This window comes from Calidithermus terrae (assembly GCF_003574345.1).
In the GTDB taxonomy this organism is placed as follows: Bacteria; Deinococcota; Deinococci; order Deinococcales; family Thermaceae; genus Calidithermus; species Calidithermus chliarophilus.
Genome location: NZ_QXDL01000023.1, coordinates 22,608 through 31,517, shown reverse-complemented (window position 1 = coordinate 31,517; position 8,910 = coordinate 22,608). Strand labels below are relative to the sequence as shown.

Here is an 8,910-nt window from a genome sequence, read left to right as displayed (position 1 = left end):
GGGTTGAGCGGGGCGACCTGGCCGCGCTGCTGGGGGGTGAGCTGGGGGCTGCGGCGCTCGAGGTCGGCCTGGAAGCCCAGCGTGATCAGCACGAAGATCAGCGCCCCGGCCAGTTGCGGCCCCACCCGGCTCACCGCGTTGTTGATGGCCGAGCCCAGCCCGGCCTGCTCGCCGGGCACCGAGACCATCAGCGCGGCGGTGAGCGGGGCCACCAGCAGGCACAGCCCCGCCGCGAAGACCAGCATGGCGGGCAGCACGTCGAGGAGGTAACCGCTCGAGGGCCACAGATTGCCCGGCGCGGCCTGCCAGGGGGGGCTCGAGAGCGGAAGCCGCGCCAGCCACAGCAGCCCCAGCGCCATCAGCAGCGGCCCCGCCACCAGGAAGGGGCGCGGCCCGTAGCGCCCGGCCAGCGCCCCCACGGGGGCCGAGAACAGGCTCAGCGCCAAGCCGATGGGCAAGCCCACCGCCCCGGCGGCCAGCGCCGTGTAGCCCAGCGTCCCCTGGAAGAAGATCGCCTGGTAGTAGCCGCTGACGTAGAGCGCCCCGTAGATCAGGAAGGTCGAGAGGTTGATGGCGGCGAAGGTGCGCGAGCGGAAGAGCGACAGGGGCACCAGGGGGTTGGGCACGCGGGCCATCCAGAAGGGAAAAGCCAGCGTCGCCAGCGCCCCCAGCCCCAGCGCCACGAACGCGCCGGGGTCCCGCCAGCCCTGCTCCTGCCCGCGGATGGCCCCGAAGGCCAGCCCGCCCACCGCCAGCGCCACGATCAGCGAGCCGGTCCAGTCGAAGCGGCCCGCCCTCGAGCCCCCGCTCTCCGGCACCGCGCGCAGCGCGTAGAGCCCCAGCAGCACCAGCGGGACGTTGATCAAGAAGGCCGCCCGCCAGCCCACCGTGTCCACCATCACCCCGCCCACCAGCGGCCCCAGCAGCGTGGTGGCCGAGGACGCCGCCGACCAGACGCCGATGGCCCGCCCCTGCTCCCCCTCGGAAAACCCCGCCCGGATCAGCGCCAGCGAGCCCGGCACCAGCAGGGCGCCGGCCACGCCCTGCAACAGCCGTCCCAGGATCAGCACGTCCATGCTGGGGGCCAGCCCGCACAGAGCCGAGGTGACGCCGAAGCCCACCAGCCCCACCGCGTACATCCGCCTGCGCCCGTAGGCGTCGCTGAGCGCCCCCGCCAGGATCAGCAGGGCCGAGAGGGTGAGCAAGTAGCCGTTGTAGACGTACGACTGCGCCTCGAGCACCCCGAACAGCCCCGAGCGCAGCTCCTGCCCGATGCGCGGCAGCGCCACGTTGACCACCGTGGAGTCGAGGAAGACCACCGCCGCGCCGAGCACGGTGGCGGTGAGGGTCCAGCGCTGGGCGAGGGTCATGGCCCAGCATAGCCGAACGCCCGGCCGTGGGCTCGAGCACTTTCTTGCACCCCGCCCCGCAGGCCCGACATACTGGGGCATGCCCCTCGAGCCCGCTGGAGATATCCCCGTCTGCAAGCTTGCCGGTCGAGGGAGGGTGAAGCCCTCGGCATGAGCCTGCTGCGGCTGGCCTTCGGCCTGGCCCTGGGGCCCGCGGTGGGCCTGGGGCTGGCCCGCTTCGCCTACGCGCTGGTGCTGCCCGCCATGCGTGAGGACCTGGGGTGGAGCTACGCCCAAGCCGGGGGCATGAACACCGCCAACGCGCTGGGCTACCTGCTGGGCTCGCTGCTGGCCGCGCCCCTGATGGCGCGGCTGGGCACGCGCAACACCTTCCTGGCCGGGCTGGGGCTCACCACCCTGGCCCTGCTCCTGTCGGGCTCGAGCCCCCTCTACTGGGTGCTGGTGGCGCTGAGGCTGCTGGCGGGGGCCAGCGGGGCGCTGGTCTTCATCGCCGGGGGCGCCCTGGCCGCCCACCTGGCCTCCCGCGACCCCGCCCGCGCGGCGCTGGCGCTGGGGCTGTACTTCGGCGGGGTGGGCCTGGGCATCGTGGGCTCGGGGGTGCTGCTGCCGGGGCTGCTCGAGGCCCACCCCGAGCGCTGGAGGGTCGCCTGGGTCGTGCTGGGCGCTCTGGCGCTGCTGGGCTCGAGCGCCGCCGCCCTGGCCGCCCTGCGCCTGCAAGACCCGCCCCAGCCGCGCCAGGGCAGCCGGCGGGCGCGGGTGGAGCTGCTTTGGCCCGCCGGGCTGGCCTACTTCCTCTTCGCGCTGGGCTACATCGTCTACATGACCTTCGTGGTCGCGCTGGTGCGCCAGAGCCTGGGGAGCCTCGAGGTCAGCGTGTTCTGGGCGGTGCTGGGCCTGGCGGTGGTGGGTTCGTCGTGGCTGTGGCGGCGCTCCATCCAGCACAGCCGCGGCGGCGAAGCCCTCAGCCTGATCCTGGCGGTGGTGGCCGCCGGGGCCGCACTGCCGGTGCTCTCGCAGGGCCTGCCGGTGATGCTCTTCTCCGGGCTGTTGTTCGGCGGCTCCTTCCTGGGCGTGGTCACCGCCATCACCGCCCTGGTGCGCCAGCGGCTCCCCGGCGAGCAGTGGGGTTACGGGATCGCCGTCGCCACCGTGGTCTTCGCCGCCGGCCAGAGCCTAGGCCCCTGGCTCTCGGGCCTGCTCACCGACGTCTCGGGGAGGCTCGAGGCGGGCTTCATCGCCTCGGTGGCCGTGCTGCTGGCGGGTGCGGCCGTGGCGCGGGTGCAGCGGGGGTGAAGGGGTTTGGGGGGATGCCGGGCGAGGGTCGTGCGTCCTACGTCCTACGTCGTACGCGAGGCGCCAAACGCAAAAAGCGAAATGCTTTGGCCCTCGACCCTCGACAGGCCATAGGCACGGGCCCCTAACGTAAATCCTTGAACGCCTCCGCCTGCCCTAGCCTGCGCCAGCCCCATTGCCAGTGGCCTGCCTCGTCGCGGTAGGCGGGGGGCCAGATCACGGTGGCGGCGCGGCCGCCGATCTGCTCGAGGCGCACCGGGCCGAAGGTCCTCGAGTCCTCCGAGCCGCCCCAGGAGCGGTTGTCGCCCATGACGAAGTAGTGGCCCGCCGGGACCACGTACTCCGGCACGCCCTGCGCGTCGCGGAAGGGCCAGTAGGCGGAGTTGGCGAGGTCGGAGGTCTGGTCCCACTGGCCCTGGACCCTCCAGTAGGGCACGGTGTGGGCCTCCTCGAGCTTGTGGCCGTTGAGGTAGAGCCGGCCCTGCTCCATGCGGATGCGGTCGCCGGGGAGCCCCACCACGCGCTTGATGAAGTAGGGGCGGTAGGTGAAGCCCCACCGGCCCAGCAGGGGCAGGGGTTGCCGGGCGCTGGGGGCGTCGGCGGGGGGTTTGACCACCACCAGGTCGCCGCGACGGTAGCCGCCGTAGCCCAGCCGGTAGAGCCAGGCTTCGTACTTGGGGATGAACACCCGCTCCCACGGGCGCACGTTGGGCAGGTCGCTGGTGCCCAGCACGCCCACGGTGGTGAAGAGGAAGGTGGTGACCAGGAAGGCCACCAGCAGCGCCTCGCCCACCTGGCGGAGCCATTCCCGCCCGAGGTAGGGCCACAACGAGCGGTAGGGTCTGGACGCCTGGGCCTGCGCCCGGGCCGGTTCGGGTTCGGTCATGCTCGCTCCTGCGGCTGCCCGGGGGCAGCAAGGGTCGGAAGGGTCCTGGGGTCAAAGCCGGGCCGCAGTCAAACCCGCAGGGGCGGGGCCCTAGGGCTGGCCTCCCGTACGACGCGGCCCCGGCCCAGCACCCCGTAGCGGGCCGGCCGGCGGGCGAAAGCGCCCCCTACGGCCCCGGACGCCGGGCTACCGCCCAGGCTCGCTGCCGGGCGCCCGGCCTGCAGCCAGGCCAGCGGGACGGGGGCCTCGAGCCCCCCCTGCACGTAGCAGCCCTCCGCCCCGTAGATGGCCCGGCCCGAGAGCCGCTCGAGGCCGTCCGGCGCCGGCGTCTGCGCCGAGGTGTAGGGCAGGAGGTAGATCAGCAACAAGGGCAGGAGCCGGGGAGCGTACCCCCAGAAGCCTTGCCGCCGCCCGAGCATGATGGCCTCGAGTATAGGCCCGGCCGGGTGAGATAGCCCAACATATTGACAACCGTCAATATGTTGCCTTAGGCTGGGGCCATGAGCACGGTGCCCCCGGTCATCCAGCTCGAGCCCGCCCCCACCCCGCAAGCCAGCCTCGAGGCGGCGGCCTGGGTGTTCAAGGCGCTCAGCGACCCGGCCCGGCTCAAGATCCTGGCCTTCCTGGCCGGCGAGGGCACCGGCACCTGTTGCGGCCCCGAGGACGGGGTCTGCGCCTGCGACCTCGAGGCCGTCACCGGGCTCTCCCAGCCCACCGTGAGCCACCACATGAAGTGCCTGATCTCGGCCAACCTGGTCGCCGGGGAGAAGCGCGGGCGCTGGATGTACTACCGGGTCAACCCCCAGGGCTTCGCCCTCCTGCGGGCTTTTTTGCCCCGCATCGGCGGGTGAGTTTTTTTACCTCGACACATTGATAGATTTCAATGTCTCGATCTAAGAGAGGAAGGGTATGAACGAGCAAACCATGCTGATGCTAGCCAAGGAGCGGCAGCGGAACCTGTGCGCGGAGGTCTGCCGTTTGCGCGGGGTGCCACGCCAGGGAAAGGGGTTCTGGGTGGGTCTGCTGGGGAAGCTGCCTTTTGCGTGGCCTGGGGCCCGGTTCACCCTGGCCGCAAGCGCGTGTTGCGTCGAGGCCGAGTGCTGCACGGCCTGAAAAGGAGGATTTTCATGATGAATACCCAGGAGTTTCTGCAAAACCTCGCCCCGCACCCCGACAAGGGCCTGGTCTTCGAGTACGACGCCGGCCAGCGCGTGGCCCCCGGCTACCACGTCACCGAGGTCATGAGCGTGAGCTACGCGAGCATGGACTGCGGCGGGCAGGCCAACGCCTGGCGCGAGACCGTGGTGCAACTGATGGACCCCGGCCCCAAGGACAAGCCCGAGTTCATGCCGGTGAAGAAGTTCCTGAGCATCTACGAGCGGGTGGCGGCCTCGGTGGCGGTAGAGGGCGAGGCGGAGGTGCGCTTCGAGTACGGCAACCCGGCCCGCCCCGCCGTGCACTACCACGTGGGGCGGCTCGAGGTGGAGGGCGACCAGCTGGTGGTGCGCCTCACCCCGCCCGGCGTGACCTGCAAGGCCGCCGACCGGGCGCGCTCGGCGGGCTGCTGCGGCCCCGCCGTGGAGGCGGGCCAGGAGCTCCCGGTGGCGGCTCGAGGCTGCTGCTGAAGTGCGCCGGGGCGTGTGCGATGAAGAGCTATGAGGTCTTGGTGATCGGCGGCGGCCAGGCAGGTCTGGCCGCCGGGTACTTCCTGCGGGCTAGGGGGGTGGGTTTCGCCATCCTCGAGGCCGGCCTCGAGGCCGTGGGCTCCTGGCCCGCCTACTACGACAGCCTCAGGCTGTTCTCCCCCGCCAAGCACTCCAGCCTGCCGGGGATGCCCTTCCCCGGCGACCCCGAGCACTACCCCAGCCGCGCGGAAGTCATCGCCTACCTGCGGGCCTACCGCCAGGAATTCGGCCTCCCGGTGGTCTTGGGGGCCCGCGTGCGGAAGGTGGTGGAGGGCCCCGAGGGCTTCGAGCTGTTCACCGAGTCCGGGGCGCACTTCCGCAGCCGGGCGGTGATCGCGGCCAGCGGGGCCTACTCCAAGCCCTACGTGCCGCTGCTCCCCGGCCAGCAGGACTTCCGCGGGCGCGTGCTGCACTCCTCGAGCTACCGCAGCCCCGGGCCCTTCGCCGGGCGGCGGGTGGTCGTGGTGGGCGCGGGGAATTCGGCGGTGCAGATCGCGGTCGAGCTGGCCCAGGTCGCCCGGGTGTCCCTGGCGGTGCGCGAGCCGGTGGCCTTCGCCCCCAAGCACGTCCTGGGCCGCGACTTCCACGACTGGCTGAAATTCGTTGACCGCGTGCCGCTGGGCCACCGCCTCAACCTGGGGGCCTCCCGGCTGGTGTGGGATAACGGCGAGTACCGCGCGGCCCTCGAGCGCGGCCAGCCCGACCAGCGCCCGGTGTTCGGGCGCTTCACCCCGGCGGGCGTGGTGTGGGCCGACGGGAGCGGTGAGGCGGTGGACGCGGTGATCTTCGCCACCGGCTTCCGCCCCAACCTCGACTACCTCGCCGGGACCCGGGCGCTCGAGGGCGGCCGCCCGCTCCACCGCCACGGCGTCAGCACCACCGTCCCCGGCCTCTACTACGTGGGCCTGCCCGGCCAGCGCTCGGTCGCCTCGGCCACGCTGCGCGGGGTGGGGGCCGACGCGGCCTTGGTGGTGCGGCACCTCGAGGCTCATCTGCGCCGGCCCGCCACCCGGCGACTCCTGCCCCAGCCCCAGTGCTGCTAATCTTAAGCAGATCGGCTATGGACCCCGTCGCCGTGCGCCCCGCCACCGAGGCCGACCTCCCCGCCATCGCCGCCATCTACAACCAGGGCATCCGGGGGCGGGGGGCCACCTTCGAGACCCGCGAGCGCAGCCCCGAGGAACTGCGGGGCTGGCTGGGCCGCCCTGAGCACCCGGTGCTGGTGGCCGAGCGCGGGGGGCGGGTGCTGGGCTGGGTCGCGGCCAGCGGCTACCGCCCCCGGGAGTGCTACGCGGGCGTCGCCGAGTTCTCGGTCTACGTGGCGGAGGAGGCGCGGGGCCAGGGCGTGGGCGACGCGCTGATGGCCGCCTTCCTCCCGGCGTGCGAACGGGCGGGCCTGTGGAAGGTGCTCTCGCGCATCTTCCCCGAGAACGCCGCCTCGCGGGCGCTGTGCCGCCGCCACGGCTTCCGCGAGGTGGGCGTCTACCGCAAGCACGGCAAGCTCGAGGGCGTCTGGCGCGACGTGGTGATCGTGGAGCGGCTGCTGGAGGCCAACCTCACGTGAAGCGCTTTTACGGCTGGAACATCGTCTGGGCGCTGGCCCTGACCACCACGGTGGGCTACGGCATCCTCTACTACGGCTTCGGCGTGCTGGTCAAGCCGATGGAGGCCGAGCTGGGCTGGAGCCGGGCCCAGACCTCGGGGGCCTACTCGCTGGGGCTATTGGTCTCGGGGCTGGCGGCGGTCCCGGTGGGCCACTGGGTAGACCGCCACGGGGCCCGCGGCCTGCTGCTGCTGGGCTCGCTCTTGGGCAGCCTGATGCTGCTGGCCTGGTCGCAGGTGCACAGCCTGGCGGCTTTCTACCTGGTGTGGGCCGGGATGGGCCTGGCGATGGCGATGGTGCTCTACGAGGTGGCCTTCACGGTGGTGGCGGTGTGGTTCCGCCGCTGGCGCCACCGGGCCACCTTCGTCATCACCATGGTGGCCGGGCTGGCGAGCACCGTCTTCGTGCCGCTGGAGACCCTGCTGGTGGGGGAACTGGGCTGGCGCAGCGCCCTCGTCGTCCTGGCCCTGCTCTTCGGGGGGATCACCCTGCCCCTGCACGCCCTGGTGCGCCGCCGCCCGCAGGACCTGGGCCAGTGGCCCGACGGCGAGACCGGCCCCGCCGCGCAGGGGGCCGAGGCCAGCGTGAGCGCGAGGGCCGCCTTCGCGGGCGCGACCTTCTGGTGGCTGGCCGCCGCCTTCACCCTGCTGCGCCTGACCACCGCCGCCGTCGGGGCGCACGGGGTGCCGCTGCTGCTCGAGCGCGGCTACAGCCCGGCCTTCACGGCGGCCGCGGTGGGCTCCATCGGGCTGGTGCAACTGCTGGGGCGGGCCTTCTTCCTGCCGGGCAGCCAGCGCTGGTCGCTCCACCGCGCCACGCTGGGGGTGATGTTCGCGCAGGCGCTGGGCTCGCTGGCCCTGCTGCTGGTGCCGGGCAGCCCGGGCGTGTGGGCCTTCGTGCTGCTGTACGGCATGAGCAACGGCGCGGGCACCCTGGCGCGGGCCGGGCTCACCGCCGAGCTCTACGGCCCGGCCAGCTACGGGCGCATCAACGGCGGCGTGAGCCTGGTGGTCTCGCTCACCCAGAGCCTGGGCCCCATCGGCGCGGGCCTGCTGCACGGGCTGTGGGGCGGCTACGACGCGGTTTTGGGGATTCTGGTCGCGAGTTCGTTGCTGGCGGCGGCGTGCGTGTGGCAGGTGCAGGCCACGCGCGGCCGCCTCGAGGGGGTGCGGTCGTGAGGCGAGCGAGGCCCGAAGACTTGCCGGCGGTGCTCGAGCTCCTCGAGCAAGCCGCCTTGCCGCGGCGGGGCGTGGAGCAGCACCTTGGGCACTTTCTGCTCGAGTTCGACGGCGCGACCCTGGTGGGCTGCGCGGGGCTCGAGGTCTACGGCGACGCCGGGCTCTTGCGCTCGGTGGCGGTGCGCCCGGAGTACCGCTCGCGGGGCGTGGCCGGGCGGCTGGTGGGGGCCTTGCTCGAGCAGGCCCGCCGCCAGGGGCTGAAGAGCCTTTCGCTGCTGACCACCACCGCCGAGGGCTACTTCCCCCGCTACGGCTTCGCGCGGGTGGCCCGGGAGCAGCTCCCGCCCGCCCTGTACGCCTCCGAGGAGTTCCGGGGCGCCTGCCCGGAGGGCGCCGTGGCCCTGCACCTGACGCTAGGCTGACACGTGGGAGTAGGCTATACCCAAGATGAGGCTGCTGATCCTGTGCACCGCCAACTCCGCCCGCAGCCAGATGGCCGAGGGCTGGGCCCGCCACTACGCCCACAAGCACGGCCTCGATCTCGAGGTCCACAGCGCGGGCACCAAGGCCACCCGGGTCAACCCCCACGCCGTCGCCGCCATGGCCGAGCGGGGCATCGACCTTTCGGGCCACGCCTCCAAGACCCTCTACGACGTCCCCGACCCCTGGAACTTCGACTACGTGCTCACGGTGTGCGACTCCGCCGCCGAGGGCTGCCCGGTCTACCCCGCCCGCACCACCCGCCTGCACCACTCCTTCCCCGACCCCGCCGGGGCCCCCGACGAGGCCCGGGCCTTCCGCGAGGTGCGGGACATGATCGGCCCCTTCATCGAGCAGCTGGTCGTGGCCCTCAAGCAGGGCCGGCCCCTCGCCCCGGAGCAGGCGAGCTGAGTCC

The 8,910-nt window shown here is 72.9% G+C and carries 11 protein-coding genes; 8 read left to right on the top strand and 3 right to left on the bottom strand.

The window, feature by feature from the left end; translation table 11 throughout:
* Positions 1-1,370: MFS transporter (locus Mterra_RS04485; protein WP_119314087.1), on the bottom strand; the 1,370-nt coding region annotated here is incomplete at its 3' end.
* A 150-nt stretch (positions 1,371-1,520) separates the two neighbouring features.
* On the opposite strand from Mterra_RS04485, the gene Mterra_RS04480 reads away from it, so the two are divergent.
* Entirely contained in the window at positions 1,521-2,663 is a 1,143-nt protein-coding gene (locus tag Mterra_RS04480) for a YbfB/YjiJ family MFS transporter (protein ID WP_119314086.1), read from the top strand.
* A 124-nt stretch (positions 2,664-2,787) separates the two neighbouring features.
* On the opposite strand, the gene lepB is transcribed toward Mterra_RS04480, so the two are convergent.
* On the bottom strand, positions 2,788-3,549 hold the full coding sequence (gene lepB / locus Mterra_RS04475; RefSeq protein WP_119314085.1) for a signal peptidase I: 762 nt from the start codon (positions 3,547-3,549) through the stop codon (positions 2,788-2,790).
* 68 nt (positions 3,550-3,617) lie between these two features.
* The gene (locus tag Mterra_RS04470) at positions 3,618-3,968 is read right to left on the bottom strand and encodes a hypothetical protein (protein WP_119314084.1); all 351 of its coding nucleotides are present in this window, start codon (positions 3,966-3,968) and stop codon (positions 3,618-3,620) included.
* Positions 3,969-4,049: 81 nt separating this feature from the next.
* On the opposite strand from Mterra_RS04470, the gene Mterra_RS04465 reads away from it, so the two are divergent.
* From Mterra_RS04465 to Mterra_RS04430, 7 genes are all read left to right on the top strand, one after another.
* Positions 4,050-4,400: an ArsR/SmtB family transcription factor gene (locus Mterra_RS04465; RefSeq protein ID WP_119314083.1), complete on the top strand. Its 351-nt coding sequence runs from the start codon at positions 4,050-4,052 to the stop codon at positions 4,398-4,400.
* A 276-nt stretch (positions 4,401-4,676) separates the two neighbouring features.
* Positions 4,677-5,174, top strand: a complete 498-nt coding sequence (locus Mterra_RS04455; RefSeq protein ID WP_245971529.1) for a DUF6428 family protein — start codon at positions 4,677-4,679, stop codon at positions 5,172-5,174.
* A gap of 20 nt (positions 5,175-5,194) precedes the next feature.
* On the top strand, positions 5,195-6,277 hold the full coding sequence (locus Mterra_RS04450; protein ID WP_119314080.1) for a flavin-containing monooxygenase: 1,083 nt from the start codon (positions 5,195-5,197) through the stop codon (positions 6,275-6,277).
* Positions 6,278-6,294: 17 nt separating this feature from the next.
* Positions 6,295-6,798, top strand: a complete 504-nt coding sequence (locus Mterra_RS04445; RefSeq protein WP_119314079.1) for an arsinothricin resistance N-acetyltransferase ArsN1 family A — start codon at positions 6,295-6,297, stop codon at positions 6,796-6,798.
* A complete protein-coding gene (locus Mterra_RS04440; protein WP_119314078.1) occupies positions 6,795-8,015 on the top strand; it encodes an MFS transporter in 1,221 nt (406 codons plus the stop codon). The genes Mterra_RS04445 and Mterra_RS04440 overlap by 4 nt, the downstream gene beginning before the upstream one ends.
* The gene (gene arsN2, locus Mterra_RS04435; protein WP_119314077.1) at positions 8,012-8,437 is read left to right on the top strand and encodes an arsenic resistance N-acetyltransferase ArsN2; all 426 of its coding nucleotides are present in this window, start codon (positions 8,012-8,014) and stop codon (positions 8,435-8,437) included. Before Mterra_RS04440 ends, arsN2 begins: the two co-directional genes overlap by 4 nt.
* 25 nt (positions 8,438-8,462) lie before the next feature.
* Positions 8,463-8,906, top strand: coding sequence for an arsenate reductase ArsC (locus tag Mterra_RS04430; RefSeq protein ID WP_119314076.1), 444 nt, complete (start codon positions 8,463-8,465; stop codon positions 8,904-8,906).
* Positions 8,907-8,910: the final 4 nt, after the last annotated feature.

Bases quoted from the DNA above. Each gene is read 5' to 3' on its own strand.
- Mterra_RS04480 (WP_119314086.1), top strand. From the start codon at position 1,521: ATGAGCCTGCTGCGGCTGGCCTTCGGCCTGGCCCTGGGGCCCGCGGTG.
- lepB (WP_119314085.1), bottom strand. From the start codon at position 3,549: ATGACCGAACCCGAACCGGCCCGGGCGCAGGCCCAGGCGTCCAGACCC.
- Mterra_RS04470 (WP_119314084.1), bottom strand. From the start codon at position 3,968: ATGCTCGGGCGGCGGCAAGGCTTCTGGGGGTACGCTCCCCGGCTCCTG.
- Mterra_RS04465 (WP_119314083.1), top strand. From the start codon at position 4,050: ATGAGCACGGTGCCCCCGGTCATCCAGCTCGAGCCCGCCCCCACCCCG.
- Mterra_RS04455 (WP_245971529.1), top strand. From the start codon at position 4,677: ATGATGAATACCCAGGAGTTTCTGCAAAACCTCGCCCCGCACCCCGAC.
- Mterra_RS04450 (WP_119314080.1), top strand. From the start codon at position 5,195: ATGAAGAGCTATGAGGTCTTGGTGATCGGCGGCGGCCAGGCAGGTCTG.
- Mterra_RS04445 (WP_119314079.1), top strand. From the start codon at position 6,295: ATGGACCCCGTCGCCGTGCGCCCCGCCACCGAGGCCGACCTCCCCGCC.
- Mterra_RS04430 (WP_119314076.1), top strand. From the start codon at position 8,463: ATGAGGCTGCTGATCCTGTGCACCGCCAACTCCGCCCGCAGCCAGATG.